Source organism: Paenibacillus sp. FSL K6-1217 (assembly GCF_045040735.1).
In the GTDB taxonomy this organism is placed as follows: Bacteria; Bacillota; Bacilli; order Paenibacillales; family Paenibacillaceae; genus Paenibacillus_AQ.
On sequence record NZ_CP150271.1, the window covers coordinates 4,331,306 to 4,351,962 of the forward strand.

At 49.9% G+C, this 20,657-nt stretch carries 20 protein-coding genes and 1 other annotated feature; all 20 genes read right to left on the reverse strand.

All coding sequences use genetic code 11. The annotated features are described in order from the left end of the window. Positions 1-66: 66 nt before the first annotated feature. The 20 genes from fusA to cysE all read right to left on the reverse strand — a co-directional run bounded on the left by fusA (position 67) and on the right by cysE (position 20,590). Positions 67-2,145, reverse strand: a complete 2,079-nt coding sequence (gene fusA / locus MHH28_RS19170; protein ID WP_405104573.1) for an elongation factor G — start codon at positions 2,143-2,145, stop codon at positions 67-69. Positions 2,146-2,192: 47 nt separating this feature from the next. Further along, positions 2,193-2,663, reverse strand: coding sequence for a 30S ribosomal protein S7 (rpsG, locus tag MHH28_RS19175; protein WP_020427074.1), 471 nt, complete (start codon positions 2,661-2,663; stop codon positions 2,193-2,195). A gap of 45 nt (positions 2,664-2,708) precedes the next feature. Continuing rightward, positions 2,709-3,128 carry a 30S ribosomal protein S12 gene (rpsL, locus tag MHH28_RS19180; protein ID WP_020427075.1) on the reverse strand — a complete coding sequence of 140 codons (420 nt, stop codon included), beginning with the start codon at positions 3,126-3,128 and terminating at the stop codon, positions 2,709-2,711. A gap of 134 nt (positions 3,129-3,262) precedes the next feature. After that, a complete protein-coding gene (locus tag MHH28_RS19185) occupies positions 3,263-3,514 on the reverse strand; it encodes a ribosomal L7Ae/L30e/S12e/Gadd45 family protein (RefSeq protein ID WP_238655649.1) in 252 nt (83 codons plus the stop codon). Between the two features lie 179 nt (positions 3,515-3,693). Continuing rightward, positions 3,694-7,305 carry a DNA-directed RNA polymerase subunit beta' gene (gene rpoC / locus MHH28_RS19190; RefSeq protein WP_405104577.1) on the reverse strand — a complete coding sequence of 1,204 codons (3,612 nt, stop codon included), beginning with the start codon at positions 7,303-7,305 and terminating at the stop codon, positions 3,694-3,696. A 113-nt stretch (positions 7,306-7,418) separates the two neighbouring features. Beyond that, positions 7,419-10,964: a DNA-directed RNA polymerase subunit beta gene (gene rpoB / locus MHH28_RS19195; protein WP_405104579.1), complete on the reverse strand. Its 3,546-nt coding sequence runs from the start codon at positions 10,962-10,964 to the stop codon at positions 7,419-7,421. Between the two features lie 425 nt (positions 10,965-11,389). Further along, positions 11,390-11,986, reverse strand: coding sequence for a class I SAM-dependent methyltransferase (locus tag MHH28_RS19200; RefSeq protein ID WP_405104581.1), 597 nt, complete (start codon positions 11,984-11,986; stop codon positions 11,390-11,392). Positions 11,987-12,122: 136 nt separating this feature from the next. After that, entirely contained in the window at positions 12,123-12,482 is a 360-nt protein-coding gene (gene rplL, locus MHH28_RS19205) for a 50S ribosomal protein L7/L12 (RefSeq protein WP_405104583.1), read from the reverse strand. Between the two features lie 63 nt (positions 12,483-12,545). Further along, positions 12,546-13,049, reverse strand: a complete 504-nt coding sequence (gene rplJ / locus MHH28_RS19210; protein WP_036721864.1) for a 50S ribosomal protein L10 — start codon at positions 13,047-13,049, stop codon at positions 12,546-12,548. 64 nt (positions 13,050-13,113) lie between these two features. Further along, positions 13,114-13,267 (reverse strand) — a sequence feature (ribosomal protein L10 leader region). A gap of 68 nt (positions 13,268-13,335) precedes the next feature. After that, on the reverse strand, positions 13,336-14,028 hold the full coding sequence (gene rplA / locus MHH28_RS19215; protein WP_405104584.1) for a 50S ribosomal protein L1: 693 nt from the start codon (positions 14,026-14,028) through the stop codon (positions 13,336-13,338). 81 nt (positions 14,029-14,109) lie between these two features. Further along, a complete protein-coding gene (gene rplK, locus MHH28_RS19220; RefSeq protein ID WP_019908208.1) occupies positions 14,110-14,535 on the reverse strand; it encodes a 50S ribosomal protein L11 in 426 nt (141 codons plus the stop codon). 75 nt (positions 14,536-14,610) lie between these two features. Next, entirely contained in the window at positions 14,611-15,144 is a 534-nt protein-coding gene (gene nusG / locus MHH28_RS19225) for a transcription termination/antitermination protein NusG (protein ID WP_020427084.1), read from the reverse strand. A gap of 21 nt (positions 15,145-15,165) precedes the next feature. Next, complete coding sequence (gene secE / locus MHH28_RS19230) at positions 15,166-15,357, reverse strand: preprotein translocase subunit SecE (RefSeq protein ID WP_036692354.1); 192 nt, start codon at positions 15,355-15,357, stop codon at positions 15,166-15,168. Between the two features lie 21 nt (positions 15,358-15,378). Continuing rightward, positions 15,379-15,528 carry a 50S ribosomal protein L33 gene (rpmG, locus tag MHH28_RS19235; RefSeq protein ID WP_074086515.1) on the reverse strand — a complete coding sequence of 50 codons (150 nt, stop codon included), beginning with the start codon at positions 15,526-15,528 and terminating at the stop codon, positions 15,379-15,381. 362 nt (positions 15,529-15,890) lie between these two features. Then, complete coding sequence (gene sigH / locus MHH28_RS19240; protein ID WP_405104587.1) at positions 15,891-16,535, reverse strand: RNA polymerase sporulation sigma factor SigH; 645 nt, start codon at positions 16,533-16,535, stop codon at positions 15,891-15,893. A gap of 160 nt (positions 16,536-16,695) precedes the next feature. Further along, a complete protein-coding gene (locus MHH28_RS19245; RefSeq protein ID WP_405117176.1) occupies positions 16,696-17,217 on the reverse strand; it encodes an NYN domain-containing protein in 522 nt (173 codons plus the stop codon). A 2-nt stretch (positions 17,218-17,219) separates the two neighbouring features. Continuing rightward, positions 17,220-17,981: a 23S rRNA (guanosine(2251)-2'-O)-methyltransferase RlmB gene (gene rlmB / locus MHH28_RS19250; RefSeq protein WP_042140140.1), complete on the reverse strand. Its 762-nt coding sequence runs from the start codon at positions 17,979-17,981 to the stop codon at positions 17,220-17,222. A 24-nt stretch (positions 17,982-18,005) separates the two neighbouring features. Further along, positions 18,006-18,443 carry a Mini-ribonuclease 3 gene (locus tag MHH28_RS19255; RefSeq protein WP_405104589.1) on the reverse strand — a complete coding sequence of 146 codons (438 nt, stop codon included), beginning with the start codon at positions 18,441-18,443 and terminating at the stop codon, positions 18,006-18,008. Next, the gene (cysS, locus tag MHH28_RS19260; RefSeq protein ID WP_405104591.1) at positions 18,440-19,846 is read right to left on the reverse strand and encodes a cysteine--tRNA ligase; all 1,407 of its coding nucleotides are present in this window, start codon (positions 19,844-19,846) and stop codon (positions 18,440-18,442) included. Before cysS ends, MHH28_RS19255 begins: the two co-directional genes overlap by 4 nt. Positions 19,847-19,897: 51 nt before the next feature. Next, positions 19,898-20,590: a serine O-acetyltransferase gene (gene cysE / locus MHH28_RS19265; protein WP_405104593.1), complete on the reverse strand. Its 693-nt coding sequence runs from the start codon at positions 20,588-20,590 to the stop codon at positions 19,898-19,900. Positions 20,591-20,657 lie beyond the last annotated feature (67 nt).

Here is a 20,657-nt window from a genome sequence, read left to right on the forward strand (position 1 = left end):
GTCCGCCTACATGCAATTCTAAGGTGACTTATGTGTTATACCCGGACGGCAAGTTAAAAATCGAAATTATTCTCCGCCTTTATTCTTGGCCGCGATTTCATCAGCAATACTTCTAGGAACTTCTTCATAGTGAGAAAGCTCCATTGAGAATACGCCGCGTCCTTGAGTACCGGAACGAAGTGTTGTAGAGTAACCGAACATTTCGGAGAGAGGCACCTTAGACCGGATAATCTGAGCTCCACCACGGGAGTCCATACCTTCGATCTTACCGCGACGGGAACTAAGCATCCCCATAACATCGCCCATATACTCCTCAGGAACAGTTACTTCCACTTTCATGATTGGCTCAAGCAGGACAGGTTTACACTTGTCTTTTGCAGCCTTAAGCGCCAATGATCCGGCAACTTTAAACGCCATTTCATTGGAGTCAACATCATGATAAGAACCATCTACGATAGTGGCTTTAACATCAACAAGCGGGAAGCCTGCGATAACACCATTTTTCATAGCTTCTTCAATACCCGCAAGTGCAGGAGCGACATATTCTCTAGGTACAGAACCGCCGACTACTTTACTTTCGAATTGGTTGCCAGTACCAGCCTCGAGAGGTTCGAATTCAACCCATACATGGCCGTATTGACCGCGTCCGCCGGATTGACGAACGAATTTACCTTCGACGCGAGCAGGCGCATTGAATGTTTCACGATAAGCAACCTGTGGTTTACCAACGTTAGTTTCAACGTGGAACTCACGGCGCATACGATCAATGATAATATCCAAGTGAAGTTCGCCCATACCTGCCAGGATCGTTTGGCCAGTTTCTTCATCAGTATGCGCACGAAGAGTTGGATCTTCTTCGGTCAGCTTACCGAGAGCAACGCCCAATTTATCTTGGTCGGCTTTGGTTTTTGGTTCAACGGCAATTTCGATAACCGGATCAGGGAAGTTCATAGATTCCAAAATAATTGGATTCTTCTCATCACACAGTGTATCGCCCGTGCTTGTATCTTTCAATCCTACAGCAGCAGCGATATCACCAGAGTACACGATGGAAATCTCTTGGCGGCTATTCGCATGCATTTGCAGAATACGTCCGATACGTTCACGTTTGTTCTTAGTAGCATTGACTACGTACGATCCGGACTCCAGAACACCAGAGTATACACGGAAGAACGTAAGCTTACCTACATAAGGGTCTGTCATGATTTTAAATGCCAAAGCTGAGAACGGCTCTTCATCCGAAGAATGGCGAACCCCTTCAGATCCATCATCATGATGACCAATAATAGCTGGAACATCAAGAGGTGACGGCAAGTAATCAACAACAGCGTCCAGCATAAGCTGAACCCCTTTGTTACGGTAAGAGGATCCGACAATTACTGGGAAAATCTTAACTTCACATACGCCTTTGCGCAATGCTGCTTTGATTTCCGGGATTGTAATTTCTTCACCTTCAAGATACTTCATTGTAAGTTCTTCATCAAGTTCAGCAACTTTCTCGATCAATTCGAGACGAAGTTCCTCAACCTTTGGAAGGTATTCTGCCGGAATGTCTGTTATTTCAATGTTTTGCCCCAAATCGTCCTTGAACATATGAGCTTTTTGCTCAATCAGGTCGATAATCCCAATGAAGTCGTTTTCTGCGCCGATCGGCAATTGAATAGCAACGGCATTAGCCATCAAACGATCACGCATAGAATCAATTACATTAAGGAAATCAGCGCCGATAATATCCATTTTGTTGACATAGGCGATCCGCGGTACACTATAACGGTCAGCTTGTCTCCAAACAGTCTCGGACTGAGGTTCAACACCCTCTTTGGCGCTAAATACGCCTACTGCCCCATCCAATACACGCAGGGAACGTTCGACTTCAACGGTGAAGTCAACGTGTCCTGGGGTATCAATGATATTAACGCGGTGACCCTTCCAAGCAGCAGTGGTAGCAGCGGAAGTAATGGTAATTCCGCGCTCCTGTTCTTGCTCCATCCAGTCCATTGTAGCAGCACCCTCGTGAACTTCACCGATTTTGTGCGTACGGCCTGAATAGAAAAGAATCCGCTCAGTGGTAGTAGTCTTACCAGCATCAATATGTGCCATGATCCCGATATTACGTGTATTTTTTAAGGAGAACTCTCTTGCCATAAAATGGATCTCCTTTCAAAATAGAAGTTATTTGAACGGCTGCAATCCTACCAGCGGTAGTGAGCAAACGCTTTGTTCGCTTCAGCCATTTTGTGTGTATCTTCACGTTTTTTCACGGAAGCGCCTGTGTTGTTGGAAGCATCGATAATCTCAGCCGCCAAACGCTCTTCCATCGTCTTCTCACCGCGGTTGCGTGAGTAGTTTACAAGCCAACGTAATCCCAAAGCAGTACGTCTCTCAGGTTTAACCTCGATAGGTACCTGGTAGTTAGCGCCGCCGACACGACGAGCTTTAACTTCCAGTACAGGCATGATATTCTTGATGGCTGCTTCGAAAACTTCCATCGGCTCTTTACCTGTACGTTCCTGAATCAACTTGAATGAATTGTACAAAATGCTTTGAGCGACACCTCTTTTACCACCCAGCATAATACGGTTGATCAAACGAGTAACCAACTTGCTATTATACAATGGATCTGGCAATACATCTCTCTTAGTAACTGGACCTTTGCGTGGCATGGATATCCCCCTTTCTTAAATGGTTATTATTCAGATATGCTTATCTTATTTCTTGGCCTTAGGACGTTTCGCACCATACTTGGAGCGAGCCTGCATCCGGTTAGCAACACCTGCAGTATCCAGTGCACCACGAACGATGTGGTAACGAACTCCTGCAAGGTCCTTAACTTTACCTCCGCGCAGCAATACTACACTGTGCTCTTGAAGGTTGTGTCCGATACCCGGAATGTAAGCAGTCACCTCAAGACGGTTCGTTAGACGAACACGGGCATACTTACGAAGTGCTGAGTTTGGTTTACGTGGAGTCATTGTGCCTACACGAGTGCACACACCGCGTTTCTGCGGAGCGCTCAAATTTGTAGCCTCACGCTTGAGGGCGTTGAACCCTTTTTGAAGAGCGGGAGATTTGGATTTTTCGATTTTGGCTTGACGGCCTTTACGAACCAATTGATTAATAGTTGGCATGTTGTGCCACCCCCTTCCTGAAATGATAGCCAATTTACAAACGCTAAGTCCACAGACCCAGGTGGTTCATAAAAAGACAAATGAAAAGTCCTTGCTGCCGAAGTGTACCCCGGTACAAAAACGTTCTCTTGCTGCTATTGTTTTAAGACGGCTGCCATCGCAGCACCAACTTCTATACCGCAGGCCTTGCCCAAATTCAGCATTGTGTCCACATACGTGACCTTCACACCTTGTTTGTTGCAAAGCATTACAATTCTGGAAGTAAGCCGTTGATCTCCGTCCTCTGCCACATAGACTTCTGCGGCTTGGCCCATCTCCACCGCCTTGACGGTTTGCTTGGAACCGATCTTGACCTGAGCATCCTGTAACCCTCTGTCATCAGTCATGAAACACATTACCTCCACTGAATAAGAATGACAAGACTACTCACGCACCTTAGACATATTAGCATCCACAGCACATGATGTCAAGAAAAACGACAATAAATTTATTAATAATCACAGCAGACAGCCGCGTCACGCCACATTCCTGCGTGACGCGGATACTGCTTGCCATGAGTATTCAATTATTCAGCAGGAACCGGCTCTAAAGCTTCTTCGCTGCTTTGTGCATTCGGGTCGCTCAGCTTCACATTGCGGTAACGGTTCATACCCGTACCTGCAGGAATCAGCTTACCGATGATAACATTCTCTTTCAGACCCAGCAGCTTATCCACTTTACCCTTAATCGCTGCATCCGTTAAGACGCGGGTAGTTTCCTGGAAGGAAGCCGCAGACAGGAAGGAGTCAGTTTCCAGAGATGCCTTGGTAATCCCGAGCAGAACCGGTTTGGCCACTGCTGGTTCATTTCCGGCAAGAATGGCTTCCTTGTTGGCTGCTTCATATTCATGAATATCCGCAAAGGCACCCGGCAGGAGACTGGTATCTCCGGCATCGATAATCCGGATTTTGCGCAGCATCTGCTTAATCATAACTTCAATGTGCTTATCATTGATTTCAACGCCCTGGTTACGGTATACACGCTGAACTTCTTGCAGAATGTAGTTCTGTACCCCGCGGATCCCTTTGATACGCAGCATTTCTTTAGGGTCAATGGAACCGTCTGTCAGCTCATCGCCGGCCTCGATCTCCTGGCCTTCGCTGACACGCAGACGGGAGCCATAAGTGATGGAGTAAGTCTTGGACTCTGCTTCACCCTGAACCTCGATTTCGCGGCGGTCCTTGGTTTCACGGATTTCCTTCACTACCCCGTCAATCTCACTGATTGTCGCCTGACCTTTAGGGTTACGGGCTTCAAACAGCTCCTGGATACGCGGCAAACCTTGCGTGATATCGTCTCCGGCAACACCGCCGGTATGGAACGTACGCATGGTAAGCTGTGTTCCCGGTTCACCGATGGACTGTGCGGCAATAATGCCGACAGCTTCCCCGATTTCCACGAATTTACCTGTTGCCAGGTTACGTCCGTAGCACTTCTTGCAGACACCGTGACGGGCACGGCAGCTCAGTACAGAGCGGATCTGCAGCTTGGTTACGCCAGCATTCACGATCTCTTCAGCCTTATCGGAGTCAATCAGATCGTTACGGTGAACGAGGATTTCCTTCGTCTCCGGATGACGGACGGTCTCGAAGGAATAACGGCCTTCAATACGGTCGTAGAGATCCTCGATAACTTCCTTGCCATCCTGAATCCGGCTGACCATGAAGCCTTTGTCGGTACCGCAATCTTCTTCACGGACAATGACATCCTGCGCCACATCAACCAGACGGCGTGTCAGGTACCCGGAATCCGCTGTACGCAGCGCTGTATCGGCCAGACCTTTACGCGCTCCGTGAGTGGAGATAAAGTACTCGAGGACAGTCAGACCTTCACGGAAGTTCGCTTTGATTGGCAATTCAAAGATCCGGCCCGAAGGTGTTGCCATCAGTCCGCGCATACCGCCGAGCTGTGTGATCTGCGATTTGTTACCGCGCGCCTTGGAGTCAACCATGAGCATGATGGAGTTGAAACGGTCCATCGATTTCAGCAGGACGTTGGTAAGCTCATCCTTAGTCTTCGACCAGATCTCGATGACGCGGTCATACCGTTCATCATTGGTGATCAGACCACGGCGGTATTGGTTCGCAACCACATCAACCTTAGCTTCGGATTCTTTAAGAATTGTAACTTTTTCCTCAGGCACGATAACATCCGATACGGCAACCGTAACACCGGAACGTGTAGAGTACGTGAAGCCGAGTTGCTTGATTTTATCCAGAATCACTGAAGTCTTGGTGGTGTGATACGTTTCGAAGCAGCGGGCGATAATGAGGCCCAGATATTCTTTACCTACAGCACTGGCTTCCGGAGCAGCCATGATCAGTTCGCGGACATCCGCACCCTTTTCATAGATGAAATACTTCTCAGGTGTTCCCTGCAGCAGGTTAGTTTTGGTGGCTTCGTTAATATACGGGAAGCTGCTTGGATAGATTTCGTTGAAGATAATCTTACCCACAGTAGTGATCAGCAGTGCATTCTGCTGCGCTTCTGTGAAGCTGGTTTTACCCAGAGCCTTAGCAGGGATTGCAACACGCGCATGCAGACCCGCCGTTCCGCGCTGATAAGCGGAGACCGCTTCGTTCACGGTGCGCAGAATCATTCCTGTACCCTTCTCTTCCTTGTTGTCCATGGTCAGATAGAACGTACCAAGGACCATATCCTGGGAAGGGGTAACGACCGGCTTGCCGTCTTTAGGGTTCAGGATGTTACCGGACGCCAGCATGAGAATACGGGCTTCAGCTTGAGCCTCAGCGGACAGAGGAACGTGTACCGCCATCTGGTCACCATCGAAGTCGGCATTGTAAGCCGTACATACGAGCGGGTGAAGACGGATTGCGTGACCTTCTACCAGAATCGGTTCGAACGCCTGGATACCCAGTCTATGCAGCGTAGGGGCACGGTTCAGCAGAACCGGATGCTCTCTGATTACCTCTTCAAGCACATCCCACACTTCAGGACTTACGCGTTCAACCTTACGCTTCGCACTCTTGATGTTGTGGGCCAGCCCTTTGTTAACCAGTTCTTTCATTACAAACGGTTTGAACAGTTCCAGTGCCATTTTCTTCGGAAGACCGCATTGGTACATTTTCAGATAAGGTCCTACGACGATAACGGAACGGCCTGAATAGTCGACACGCTTACCGAGCAAGTTCTGACGGAAACGTCCCTGTTTACCTTTCAGCATATGGCTGAGCGATTTGAGCGGACGGTTACCTGGTCCTGTTACAGGACGGCCGCGGCGGCCGTTGTCAATCAGTGCATCTACAGCTTCCTGAAGCATCCGTTTCTCATTCTGAACGATAATGTCAGGCGCGCCGAGGTCCAGCAGTCTTTTCAGACGGTTGTTCCGGTTGATTACACGGCGGTACAGGTCATTAAGGTCAGACGTAGCAAAACGGCCGCCATCAAGCTGAACCATTGGACGAAGCTCCGGAGGGATAACCGGGAGTACATCCATGATCATCCAGTCAGGCTTATTGCCGGAGTTGCGGAAAGCCTCAATGACTTCCAAGCGTTTGATCGCCCGGTTGCGGCGCTGGCCTTGAGCCGTACGCAGCTCCTCTTTGAGGAATTCCAGTTCTTTATCGATGTCGATATCCTGAAGCAGCTTTTTGACGGCTTCCGCACCCATGCCGGCCTGGAATCCGTAGCCGTATTTCTCACGGTAGCTGCGGTATTCTTTCTCGGACAACAGCTGCTTCTTCTCCAGCGGAGTTTCCCCCGGATCAGTTACAACATAAGATGCAAAGTAGATAATCTCTTCGAGCGATCTAGGAGACATATCCAGCGCCAGGCCCATACGGCTTGGAATACCTTTGAAATACCAGATATGAGATACCGGAGCTGCCAGTTCGATGTGGCCCATACGTTCGCGGCGGACTTTGGCGCGGGTAACTTCTACGCCGCAGCGGTCGCACACTACGCCCTTATAACGGACGCGTTTGTATTTACCACAGTGACATTCCCAGTCCTTTTGCGGTCCAAAAATACGCTCGCAAAAGAGACCCTCTTTTTCCGGTTTCAACGTACGATAGTTAATGGTTTCCGGCTTTTTAACTTCTCCGCGGGACCAAGAACGAATTTTTTCCGGGGAAGCGAGCCCGATTTTCATAAATTCAAAATTGTTAACGTCCAACAAGGAGCAACCCTCCTTAACCTATATCCTGATTTAGTACCACAGCCCTCTCTTGACGCTAAGGTCAACAGAGGGCATGGTCCTTTGTGTAATGAAATTAGTGGCTTGCTGGTGAACTACTCTATGCCGACTTCTGTGCCTTCCAAATTGAGGCTCAGCTTGTCGCTTGACGTCTCGTCCTCATCGTCCAATTCCTTCATCTCGATCTCCTGCTCGTCACCGCTAAGGATTTTGACATCCATACCAAGCGACTGCAGTTCCTTGATCAATACCTTGAACGATTCCGGAACACCCGGTTCTGGAACGTTTTCGCCTTTGACAATGGATTCGTACGTTTTGACACGGCCGACCACATCATCGGATTTCACAGTCAAAATCTCCTGCAGTGTATAAGCCGCGCCGTAAGCTTCAAGCGCCCATACTTCCATTTCCCCGAAACGCTGTCCGCCGAACTGAGCTTTACCGCCCAGTGGCTGTTGTGTAACGAGAGAGTAAGGACCTGTAGAACGGGCATGAATCTTATCGTCAACCATGTGCGCCAGCTTGATCATGTGCATGACGCCGACAGTAACCTCACGCTCGAAGCGTTCGCCTGTACGTCCGTCATACAGCACAGTCTTACCATTACGCTGCATGCCTGCTTCCTCCATCGTATCGAATACGTCATACTCACGGGCTCCGTCGAAGACCGGTGTAGCCACGTGGATACCCAGACGCAGTGCAGCCATACCGATGTGGACTTCAAGCACCTGTCCGATGTTCATACGGGAAGGAACGCCCAGCGGGTTCAGGACAACCTGTACCGGCGTACCGTCCGGAAGGAACGGCATATCTTCTTCTGGCAGGATACGGGCAACGACACCCTTGTTACCGTGACGTCCGGCCATCTTATCCCCTTCAGAAATCTTACGCTTCTGGGCGATGTAGACACGAACCAGCTGATTCACGCCAGGAGGCAGCTCATCGCCGTTCTCGCGGGTGAACACTTTGACGTCAACGATAATCCCATCACTACCATGCGGAACGCGCAGGGAGGTATCACGGACTTCACGAGCCTTCTCACCGAAGATTGCATGCAGCAGGCGCTCTTCAGCAGTCAGCTCAGTTACACCCTTAGGAGTAACCTTACCTACCAGAATATCGCCGGCATTGATTTCCGCACCGATACGGATAATTCCGCGCTCATCGAGATTGCGGAGCGCTTCTTCACCCACGTTCGGAATATCACGCGTGATCTCTTCAGGTCCGAGCTTCGTATCACGGGCTTCGGATTCGTATTCCTCGATATGAATCGAAGTGTACACATCTTCCTTCACCAGCTTCTCACTCAGCAGGATCGCATCCTCGTAGTTATAGCCTTCCCAAGTCATGAACGCAACGACTACGTTGCGGCCAAGCGCAAGTTCGCCCATTTCTGTGGAAGGTCCATCTGCCAGAATGTCACCTTTTTTAACGATATCCCCACGTTTGGCCAGCGGACGCTGATTAATACAGGTACCCTGGTTCGAACGCATGAATTTGTGTAATTTATATTTAACGATATCGCCTTTAACTTCCTTGCCTTCAACTGCCTCAACACGGCGCAGCCAGATTTCATTGGCAGAGGAGCGTTCGATAATACCGTCATATTTGGAGACAATACATACGCCGGAGTCTTTAGCAGACTTATGTTCCATTCCTGTCCCTACAAGCGGAGCCTTCGGAATGAGAAGCGGAACGGCCTGACGCTGCATGTTCGATCCCATCAGTGCGCGGTTGGAGTCATCGTTCTCAAGGAACGGAATGAGCGCCGTCGCGACAGATACGACCTGTTTTGGCGAAACGTCCATGTAGTCTACACGGTTGCTCGGCATGGTAGTGATGTTGTCGGAATCCTTGTTGTAACGAACGATAACCTGGTCTTCCTTGAAGGAGCCATCCTCATCGATCAGTACATTCGCCTGCGCAACTACATAGTTATCTTCTTCATCGGCAGTCAGATAATCGATTTGCTCCGTTACCTTACCAGTCTTCGGATCTACCCAACGATACGGAGCTTCGATAAAGCCGTATTCGTTGATGCGGGCGAAGGTGGACAAGGAGTTGATCAGACCGATATTCGGACCTTCCGGTGTCTCGATTGGACACATACGGCCATAGTGACTGTGATGGACGTCGCGGACTTCAAAGCCGGCGCGTTCACGTGTCAGACCGCCGGGTCCGAGTGCAGACAGACGGCGCTTGTGCGTAAGCTCGGCAAGCGGGTTCGTCTGATCCATGAACTGGGACAGCTGTGAACTACCGAAGAACTCTTTGATGGACGCGATGACCGGACGGATGTTGATCAGGGCCTGCGGTGTAATCGCATTGGCATCCTGAATCGACATTCTCTCGCGGACTACGCGTTCCATACGGGATAGACCGATACGGAACTGATTCTGCAGCAGTTCACCGACAGAACGCAGACGGCGGTTACCCAGATGGTCAATATCATCCGTGTTGCCGATACCGTGCAGCAGATTAATAAAGTAGCTGATTGAGGATATAATATCAGCCTGAGTAATATGCTTAACCGATTTATCAATGTTGCCATTGGCAATCAGTTTGATGACACGGCCTTCTTCGATTGGCGAGAATACGTCAATCGTCTGAAGCGGAATATCTTCGCTGTCCATTACACCGCCGGTTACGCGGTAGTTTTTGGCAGCCATGCTCTTCTCGAAATAAGGAATCAGCTCATCAAGCAGACGGCGGTCTACCATCTGGCCGGATTCTGCCAGGATTTCTCCGGTAGACTCATCAACCAAAGGCTGGGCCAGACGCTGATTGAACAGACGATTCTTAATATGCAGCTTTTTGTTGATTTTGTATCGGCCTACATTGGCCAAATCATAACGTTTCGGGTCAAAGAAACGCGCAACCAAGAGGCTCTTGGCATTATCAAGTGTCGGTGGTTCGCCCGGACGCAGACGTTCGTAGATTTCGATAAGCGCCTTCTCCGTGGAATCCGTGTTGTCTTTATCCAGCGTGTTGCGAATATATTCATCATTGCCAAGCAGTTCCAGAATTTCAGCATCACTGCCGAAGCCCAGAGCACGCAAGAGCACTGTTACCGGGATCTTACGGGTACGGTCGATACGGACATACATGATGTCCTTAGCGTCGGTCTCCAGTTCCAGCCAGGCTCCGCGATTTGGAATTACTGTGGCGGTGTAAGTTTTTTTACCGTTCTTATCCACTTTTGTGCTGAAATAGACGCTTGGAGAGCGAACCAACTGGCTGACAATAACCCGTTCCGCACCATTGATAATAAAAGTGCCGGTCTCCGTCATCAGAGGGAAATCTCCCATGAACACTTCCTGCTCTTTAACCTCACCGGTCTCCTTATTGATGAGACGCACCTTCACACGCAGCGGAGCTGCATATGTTACGTCCCGCTCTTTAGCGTCGTCAACCGTGTACTTCGGTTCACCCAGGCTGTAATCAATGAACTCTAGCACCAAATTCCCTGTGAAATCCTGGATCGGCGAGATGTCCTGGAACATTTCCCGCAATCCTTCCTCCAAAAACCAATCATAAGATTTTTGTTGGATCTCGATCAGGTTCGGGACCTCGAGTACCTCGTTAATTCTCGCATAGCTCCGCCGAGTGCGTCGACCATACTGAACAAGATGTCCTGCCAACTTTACTCACCCCTCATGTCTACTCACTTAAAAATTGATTGCGAACCCTTGTTTGGACCCGTATAATGGAACCATACCACAAGGATTCAGCCATAAATACAGAAAAGCCCCTTATCGAAATCTTTCGAAAAAAGAGCACATCTATCCACGGCCAAAATACTCCTTATCCAGTAGATTTGCCCAAAACGTGCGTATTATACGTCACCAGGCTACAGTTCATGCGCTATTATCTATTGTCCCGGCGACCTTCGCCGTGACAGGAACATAGAGAACGGAATTCGCAAAAACCTGCCGTGCGGCATGCGCTTACCGGGCGACAATATATCACTTGACATTTCAGCAAACTAAAGACATGGAGCCTAGCTTAATACTGACATTTTATAATAATACCACTGTGGGCATTGCATGTCAATGAGTATTATTATTTATTTTTGAGCTTTTAGGATCCGATAGCCCTTGTCTTTGCCTACTTCTTCTACCAGCGCATACAAACTCTCCAGCTTGGCAACCGCCGACGGCGCCCCCTGCTTCTTCTGAATGACAACCCACAGACATCCGCCCTCATTCAAATGCTCATACGCCTGCTCAAAAATCCCATGCACTACTGCCTTGCCGGCGCGAATAGGCGGGTTGGTCAGAATCACATCGAATGTCTGCCCCTCTACTGCCGATAGCACATCACTTTCCATCACCGTAACATTGCGGATTCCATTATGCTGCGCATTCTCGCGGGCAAGCTCTACCGCACGGCTGTTGATATCAATCATCGTGACATGTCCCTTCGGAGCAAGAAGCGCCGCACTGATCCCTATGGGTCCGTAACCGCAGCCCACATCCAGAACCTTAGCATGCTCCGGAATCTCCATTGCCTCAATCAGAACACGGCTGCCATGATCAATATCCCCTTTGGAAAAAACACCGGCGTCGCTGGTAAAGCGGAGGCGTTTGCCTCTCAGCTCCGTATCGATGCTGCGTCTGTCATGACGCGCCTCCGGCTGCTGCGAGTAATAATGCTGCGACATACAATCCTCCCTTTCAAGTTGAACTATACTAACCTGCAACGCTCCTTTATAGAGCAACCCCCTTGAACAAGTTCAAGGGGGTTGCAGGAACCGGAGAGAATTGCTTCTACTCCGGGGCAGTACCTATTGAATCAACTTATTTTACTTCTACAGCTGCGCCTGCTTCTTCCAATTTTGCTTTGGTAGCTTCGGCTTCTTCTTTGCTTACTTTTTCTTTGATTGCTTTTGGAGCGTTGTCTACAACGTCTTTAGCTTCTTTCAAGCCAAGACCTGTGATTTCGCGAACGATTTTGATAACGTTGATTTTGGAAGCGCCAGCGCTTGTCAAAATTACGTCGAATTCGGACTGTTCTACTTCTACAGCTGCTACTGCGCCGCCAGCTGCTACTGGAGCTGCTGCAGTTACGCCGAATTCTTCTTCGATTGCTTTAACCAGGTCGTTCAGTTCCAATACGCTCATGCCTTTAATTTCTTCCAGGATTGTTTCTTTGCTCATGATTGAACCTCCATTATATTTGAATTGGTTTGTGGTCTTGATTATGAAGCCAGAAGCAAAGGCTTACGCGCTTTGTTCTTCTTTCTCAGCAACAGCCTTAACTGCAAGCGCGAAGTTGCGCATTGGAGCTTGAAGCACACTAAGCAGCATGGAGAGCAAACCATCGCGGGATGGCAGTTCAGCCAGTGCTTTCAGTTGGTCCGCATCGATAACTTTACCTTCTACAACGCCGCCTTTCAGTTTCAAAGCGTCGTTCTTCTTAGCGAAGTCATTCAGAATCTTAGCTGCTACTACCGCATCAGTCTCGCTGAATGCGATCGCTGTAGGACCAGTCAGGACAGCGTCCAGATCAGTCAACTCAGCTGCCGCAGTTGCACGGCGAAGCAGTGTGTTCTTCAGGACTTGAAATTCAACGCCAGCTTCACGAAGCTGCTTACGCAGTTCAGTCACTTGCGATACGTTCAATCCGCGGTAGTCTGCAACTACAGTGGAGACACTGTTCTGCAGTTTGCCGGTAACAACATCCACCGCATCCTGTTTAGCTTGGATTACTTTTGCATTTGCCAATTGTATACACCTCCTGAAAATTTATGTCACGGCGATTCTTCCGGGGAAGCCACGCCGCTCCTACGCAGGCATTAGAAAAGCCTCCGCAGATTCACGAAGGCTTGATAAAACGGAAAGTTAGTCAGGCGAGCCTGTCACTTTTTGTTTCTATCACAACACCTCGGTAGGAAATTAAGCCCTACGGCACCTACTGTCTACGGTAAGCATATTCACATTTAAGATTGATCACCTTAATGTTCACAACTGTTATAGAATATCAAAGATAACTCGGAGAGTCAACCTTTAATTATCTGAAAGCAGCTGCGTTCACACGAGCGCTAGGTCCCATTGTGGACGAAATAGCGATGCCTTTAAGGTATACACCTTTGGCAGCAGCCGGTTTCGCACGGTTCAAAGCGTCCATAAGAGCTTTAAGGTTCTCGTTCAGTTGTTCAGCGTTGAAAGACACTTTGCCGATTGGCGCGTGAATTTGGCCCGCTTTGTCGAGACGGTATTCGATTTTACCGGCTTTGATTTCTTGAACAGCCTTGGTAACGTCGAAAGTAACTGTACCCGCTTTAGGGTTAGGCATGAGGCCTTTACCACCGAGCAGACGACCCAGTTTACCGACTTCACTCATCATGTCAGGTGTAGCAACGCAGACGTCGAATTCGAACCAGCCCTGTTGAATTTTGTTGATCATGTCAGCATCACCAACAAAATCAGCGCCAGCAGCTTCCGCTTCCTTCGCTTTTTCACCTTTTGCAAATACAAGCACGCGCTGGGTTTTGCCGGTGCCGTGAGGCAGGACAACAACACCGCGAACTGCCTGGTCTTGTTTACGCGGGTCTACACCCAGACGAACTGCTGCTTCAACGGTTTCGTCGAACTTGGCAGTTGCCGCCTTTTTCACAAGCTCTACAGCTTCTGAAGGCTCGTAAGTCGCTTCGCTGTCAATCAGCTTAGCAGATTCCATGTATTTCTTACCATGTTTAGCCATGAAAATGTTCCTCCTTTGTGGTCTTAGCGGAAATTCCTCCCACATATTGCGGTCATAAATGACCGGTTCATCGAATACTTATTAGTCTTCGATTGTGATTCCCATACTACGGGCAGTACCTTCAACCATACGCATTGCAGCTTCAACAGATGCAGCGTTCAGGTCGGGCATTTTGGTTTCAGCGATTTCACGAACCGCTGCGCGGCCCAGCTTCGCTACTTTTTTCTTGTTTGGTTCACCGGAGCCCTTTTCTACTTTTGCAGCGATGCGAAGCAGAACAGCAGCCGGAGGAGTTTTGGTGATGAAGGTAAACGAACGGTCTTCAAATACTGTAATTTCAACCGGGATGATCAGGCCAGCCTGGTCGGCAGTACGAGCGTTGAATTCCTTACAGAATGCCATGATGTTGACACCTGCTTGACCTAACGCCGGACCTACTGGAGGCGCTGGATTCGCTTTCCCTGCAGGAATCTGCAGTTTCACCATTTTAATAACTTTTTTAGCCATGAGTGACACCTCCTTGCGTAAATAGTGGTATTCGAATGCTAAGCAGCATTCTCCCACAAGAAACCCTTATGCTTGTTATATCTTCTCCACTTGAGTGAAATCCAACTCCAGCGGGGTTTCCCGTCCAAACATGTTGACATGCACCTTGATCTTGCTTTTGTCTGCCAAAATCTCTTCCACAGAGCCCACAAAATTCGCAAATGGACCGACCATAATACGTACGGATTCCTTAATTTCGAAATCAATCTTCGCTTTAGGTTCAACCATGCCCATATGCTTCAGAATCTGTTCAACCTCTTCGGGTAGCAGAGCGGTAGGCTTAGAGCCCGAACCAGTTGAACCGACAAATCCGGTAACGCCCGGCGTATTGCGGACTACATACCATGAATCATCCGTCTGAACCATTTCGACCAAAACGTAACCAGGGTAAACTTTGCGCATGACAGTTTTTTTCTTGCCATCCTTGTTTACCAGCTCTTCTTCCATAGGAACAAGAACGCGGAATATTTTGTCTTCCATGCCCATGGACTCAACGCGTTTTTCCAAATTGGCCTTGACCTTATTCTCATACCCGGAATAGGTATGAACAACGTACCATCTTTTTTCCATATCAAGCCACCTGGGACCTCTCTAAATAATCGCTTCAATCACAGCGGAAATACCGATGTCCAGAACCCAGAAGTAAAGAGAAATAACTACAATTGTACCGAGAACGATCAATGTATAGTTTTTCAGTTCTTTACGGCTAGGCCAGCGAACCTTTTTGAGTTCACTCCAGCTCTCAGTGAAAAAGGAAAACAAAGACTTGAAACTACGTTTCACGCCGACTACACCTCCAAAAGACTATCTGGTTTCGCGATGAGGAGTTTGCTCGTTACAGAACTTGCAAAATTTCTTCATCTCCAAGCGGTCGGGGTGATTTCGCTTGTTTTTGGTTGTTGCATAGTTTCTTTGTTTGCAACTTGTACAAGCCAAAGTGATAATTACCCGCATGATGTGCACCTCCCGAAGACGTACTTCTAACGGTTAAATTAGAAGACGTAGATATTGATTCAAAAAAAAGCCGCGAATTTAGGCCTACCTAAAACACTTTAGCATAATATCAATGTCTGTGTCAACGAAAGTTTCCCCCATCGCACTGGGTAATTTCGGGTGCCGTAGCCTTACGTCAATTGTCATCTTTGATCTTGCTTCTTCCTTTTACCACTGGCTGTCTTCCATATCATTATGCTGCAATCCGCTTGTGTATAAACCTGCCATCATCCAACGCTTCAGCCATCGTAAATTCATCGTCTTCCAGTCTAGTGGACACTAAAAAAAGACTCGAGTCCCGAGCCTTCCTAGTCATTATATCATTAATTGTCACGCACTTCCAGATATCTTTCCAATTTACGTTTCACACGCTGCAAAGCATTGTCAATGGACTTCACATGCCGCTTCAAATCCTCGGCAATCTCCTGATAGGACCGTCCGTCCAGATAGAGCATCAGAACCTTACGTTCCAGATCACTCAGAATCTCGGCCATCTTATCTTCCAGTCCGATGAACTCCTCCTGGTTGATAATCAACTCTTCCGGGTCCAGCACCTGGCTTCCGCAGATCACATCCATCAATGTCCGGTCGGAGTCCTCATCATAGATGGGCTTGTCTAACGAGACATATGAATTAAGCGGAATATGCTTCTGGCGGGTAGCTGTCTTAATGGCGGTTATAATCTGACGGGTGATGCACAGCTCAGCAAAGGCCTTGAACGATGACAGCTTGTCACCCTTGAAGTCACGGATGGCCTTGTATAAGCCAATCATGCCTTCCTGCACAATATCTTCACGATCTGCCCCGATCAAAAAATAGGAACGGGCCTTGGCACGCACAAAATTACGGTACTTGTTAATTAAATGCTCCAATGCGCCACTGTCGCCACTACGGAAGATCTCGACAATTTCTTCATCACTTATGAAATCATACTCGGACAGCATTATTTCCTTGAGGTCGACACTCACCAAGAATCCCCCCGGCTGCAACGCAAGACACATCGTTACTTCTCGAAATATAGGAACAGTATATATTATGTTACCTTACACCGTCAACCGGAATTGTCCAAAAACAATCTTCAATAACATATTATGTCATTTTCCCGCAAGAGCAACTGCCGATTCTGTCCTACTGTCTGCGCCAGTCCTCCAGCCGTTTGCGCGTCTCCGGAGGCAGCTTGTCTTCCAGCGAGTGGCGGTTCCCGGCTACACTTCCCGGTTCGATGGCTTTCTTCACCTGCTTCCGGTTCTCCTCGATCTCAAGCCGCAGTTCCCTGGCTGAAATCCTCAGTGCACCCTGGGCAAAAACGACATGCTGCTCTACAAAATCACTGGTGGCTACCGAGATCTGTCTGCGGCGGTGCGTGAATTCACCTACCAGCCGTTCGATGCATTCATCTGCCGTTTCCTTCTCTTTGGTGAAAAAAACCTGGACCTTCCCTTGCACGAAAGAACGCCCCAGCCCCGGTACACGGTAGGCATCAAATACGGCAATGACGCGCAGCCCGGAGAATGCCTGATAATCGGCCAGCATATCCAGCAGCCGGTCGCGTGCCGCCTGCATGCCGGTCTGCGACAATGCCGCAAGCTCCGGCCAGCCGCCGATCATGTTGTATCCGTCCACGAGCAGGATATCGCGCCAGTCTGCCATCATTATCCCTGTTCTTGGCGGCGGCGGAGTACCTCGTACATGATTACGCCCGCCGCCACCGAAGCATTCAGAGAGTTGATTCTTCCGGCCATCGGCAGCTTGAGCAGCACATCGCATTTCTCACGGATGAGGCGGCCCATCCCTTTGTTCTCATTGCCGATCACCACGGCTACCGGTCCGGTAAAAATATCCGATCCGAACAGATTCTGATCGGTATCCACATCCGTGCCGACTACCCAGACCCCCAGCTCCTTCAGCCGGTCAATGGTCTGTCCCAGATTCGTTACGCGGGCCACAGGCACATATTCAACTGCACCGGCAGAGGTCTTGGATACGGTAGCTGTAATCTGCGCCGAGCGCCGCTTCGGCACAATGACACCATGCACACCTGTACAGTCTGCCGTACGCAGGATAGACCCGAGGTTATGCGGATCTTCAATCTCATCCAGCAGCAGCAGGAACGGCGGTTCTCCCTTGGCTTCAGCAGCCGCCAGAATATCAGCAACCTCTGTGTAGGCAAAAGGTGCCGCTTGCGCAACCACGCCCTGATGCTGGACACCCGGTGCCAGCTGATCCAGCTTACGCTTGTCCACATGCTGAATCACAATGCCCGCCTTGCGCGCTTCCGCAACGATAGGTGCGGTCAGGTGCTTTTGCGCGGTCTCGGCGATCCAGATCTTGTTGAGTGTGCGTCCCGCTCTAAGGGCTTCAAGCACTGAATGCTTGCCTGCCAGTATTTCCTCTTCTGTTCTCAATTCTTCCATGGTTTTATCTCCTGTTCTGTATACTCACTTGGGCCGGTGCATCATATATTCAATACTGCTGTGAACAAGCTCCTGAATTCTCACCTGCTGTCCGGTGTAATATAAATAGCCGACCAGACATTCAAAAGCGGTGGCGTGGCGGTATTCCAGCACATCCGCATTTTTGGGAATGCTGCCCGATTTGGCATTGCGTCCCCGTCTGACCACATCCTTCTCCTCCTCTGTGAGCACCGGCTCCAGAAAAGCGAGTATGGTGCTCTGCGCCCTGGCGGAGACCAGCCCGGTAGCCGAGCGGTGCAGATGATTCGGACGCAGATTAGGCAGCGAGATCAGATACTGCCGGACGGCGACCTCGTAGATGGCGTCCCCTGCATACGCAAGGACAATAGGTGACAGCAGATTGGCCGGTTTGGAGGGCTCATACGGGAACCAGGCGCGGTTCAGATCAAACGGTCCGCTCATTTGCGCCGCCACCGCATTCCCTGTGGTGTGTCTTCCAGCAGAATGCCCAGCGCATTCAGCTCATCGCGGATTTCATCCGACCGGCTCCAGTTCTTATTCTTGCGCGCTTCTGCACGCTCCGCAATCAGGCGTTCCACCTCTTCGCTCGCCACCTCTTCCTCAGTCTCTACAGTGAGGCGAAGCACCGAATTCATCCCGGCAAAAGCCTTCAGCAGTGCTGCGAAGTCAGCAGGCTGCGCATCATTATCCGCAAGCGTAAGGTTCGCCAGGCTCACCCAGTCGAACACCGCCGTGATGGCATCGGGTGTATTGAAATCATCCTGCATGCGGGCATGGAAGTTGCTAAGGATGGCGGCCAGCCGGTCCGCAATCTTCGGACTTGCTTGACCCTCTGCTCCCTCCGCAGCCAGCTCCAGGCGATGCTTCACATTGCTTTCGGCCAGCGCGATCCGCTCTACGCTTTTCTCGGCAGACAGCAGGGCTTCCTCGGTGAAGTTCAGCGGATTGCGGTAATGGCTGGATAGCATGAAGTACCGGATGGCGCCCTGCTTGAAGCGCGCACGGATATCCTTCACCAGCAGACCATTCCCGAGCGATTTCGACATTTTCTCGTCACCGATATTCAGAAAGGCATTATGCATCCAGTAATTCGACAGCGGTTCGCCCGTCAGCACTTCCGTCTGGGCACATTCGCATTCATGATGCGGGAATTTCAGATCCTCGCCGCCCCCATGGATGTCGATCGTTGTACCCAAATATTCGCGCACCATCGCCGAGCACTCAATATGCCAGCCGGGACGCCCCTCTCCCCATGGACTGGACCAGTGCACTTCGCCAGGCTTAGCCGCCTTCCAGAGAACGAAATCCTCCTGGTTCTCCTTGCGCGAATCCACCTCGACACGGATACCGAACCGCAGCTCCTCCAGATTCTGGCGGGACAGCTTGCCGTAATTGGCAAATTTGCCGGTACGGTAATACACATCTCCACCGTTCTCATAAGCGAAGCCCTTGTCCTCAAGTTCCTTAATGAATGCGATAATCGTGTCCATGCTCTCTGTAACGCGCGGATTCATCGTCGCCGGCTTCACGCCAAGCCCGGCCAGATCCTCCTGATAGGCGGCAATGAACATTTCGGCAACCTCGGCTACGGTGATGTTCAGCTCTTCGGCCTTACGGATCATTTTATCATCCACATCGGTGAAGTTCGTCAGATAGCGGACCTCATTGCCAAGCGACTCCAGATAGTTGCGCACCATGTCAAAAACAATAACCGGTCTCGCATTTCCGATATGCATATAGCCATAGACCGTGGGTCCGCAGACGTACATCTTGACCTTATCCGGCTCCTGCGGTACAAATTCTTCCTTCGTGCGCGTCATTGTGTTGTAAATGTGCAAAGCCATTCTTCTCCCAACCCTTTCTATTGTCCCCGGATTCCTGAACTGCCGGTACCCTTAAATTTCGTAATCGCCGATATATTGCTGGCTTTCGAGCCGCCGCTGTTCCGTCTTCTGCTTATCTTCAGCACCCATCTGTTCCCTGATCTCCTCGATCTCCTTCTGCAGGAACCGGAGCGAATCGATCAGCGGGTCAGGCATCTTGGTATGATCCAGCCGGTCGGACACACGTTCTCCGTTACGCTTGACCACACGCCCCGGATTGCCTACTACCGTACTGTTGTTTGGCACCTCACGCAGCACAACTGCGTTAGAGCCGATATTAGAATTATCGCCGATTCGGAAGGAACCCAGTACTTTGGCACCGGAGCCGATGACCACATTGTTGCCGACGGTAGGGTGGCGCTTGCCCTTCTCTTTACCGGTTCCCCCGAGTGTAACCCCCTGATAGATAATAACATCATCGCCAATCTCGCAGGTCTCACCAATGACAATACCCATTCCGTGATCAATAAACAACCGGCTGCCGATGACCGCGCCCGGGTGAATCTCCACACCGGTCATGAACCGGCTGATCTGAGAGACCATACGGGCCAGGGTAAACCAGCGGCGTTTGTAAAAAGAGTGGGCCGTCCGGTGTGCCCAGATCGCGTGAAGCCCGGCGTAGGTGAAAACGACCTCGAACCTGCTGCGGGCGGCGGGATCATTGTCGAATACTGCCTGAATGTCCGACTTGATATGCTTAAACATCGCAGTTCCCCTCTTCTGTGACTTTTCAACAAAAAACGCCCCTGCAGCATTATAGCTGCAGAGACGT